1 protein-coding gene is annotated in these 1,043 nt (G+C 69.1%); it reads right to left on the reverse strand.

The annotated features are described in order from the left end of the window. Positions 1–252: 252 nt before the first annotated feature. Positions 253–1,043: RICIN domain-containing protein (locus ACH4F2_RS36350; RefSeq protein ID WP_398136847.1), on the reverse strand; the 791-nt coding region annotated here is incomplete at its 5' end.

Here is a 1,043-nt window from a genome sequence, read left to right on the forward strand (position 1 = left end):
TGCGGCTCCACCACCGTCCAGGGCGCCACATCCCCCACCGGCTCGAACCGGTACTCATCGACGACATCACCGGTATTACGCACCCTCAGGCGCACACACGTACTGCTGCCGGGGTCCACAGTCGCGGACGCGGGCTCCAGCGAAGTCCACAGGCTCACGTGGCGAGGCTACGCACCGGCAAGCGCCTCGGCAGGAGCCGACGGGGCAGACCTGGTTGCCCCGACGTCCCCGCGCGGTGACCGGGTGTCCTCGTCAGTCCTTCAGCGAGGTGAGGATCTCCCATTCCTGGTCATCGTCGTTCAGGCAGTCGAAGAGCGTGAGCTTGGCGAACTCGCCACCGTCGCTCCAGCCCGCCACGTCGAGGCACTTGTTGTCGCTGGCGAAGTTGCGGATCCAGTAGGCCCCGCTCTCCTGCTTGTCGACCCACCAGAGCTGGTTGTCCTCGGTCGTGCCGGTGCAGGTGAACTCGGTGACGGCTGTCCGGATGGGGGCCGCCCCCAACTCGGGCAGGTCCATGCAGAGCTGGTCCTTGATGTTCCGGATCTGGAAGAGCGCCACCCCGTCGGGGCCGCCGTCCGGGTACTTCACCTCCAGGTTCCAGACCTGGTTGTCGGCGACTCCCTCACGGCAGGCGGACTGCTGGACGGGCCCGTTGATCTCCCCTCCCTCACGTCCGGGGAGTTCGGCGCACATCTTCGTGGTGGCGTTGCGCAGCAGGATGTTGTCGGCGGGGACCACGGAGGGTTCCTTGGCCGGCTCCTCGGTCTTCGCCGCATCACCACCGCCGCCACCGCCGCCACCGCCACCGCCGCCGTCGCCCTTCGGTTCCTCGGAGGTCTGCTGCGGCGCGGGCTGCTGCAGGGGGGCCGACTCGCCCGCACTGGGCAGCTTCTCCCCGCCGGCGCCGCCGTCGGGGCTGGGCTCGAGCGCCTTGCCCGCCTGCTCGACCTGCTCGGTGGCGCTGGTGCGGACCTGGGGCTTGTACGCGATCCAGATCATCACGAACGCGAGGGTCAGTGCCAGGGCGATACCGAGGAACGTGG

The sequence above is a fragment of the Streptomyces sp. NPDC017890 genome, assembly GCF_044328675.1.
Classification (GTDB): domain Bacteria; phylum Actinomycetota; class Actinomycetes; order Streptomycetales; family Streptomycetaceae; genus Streptomyces.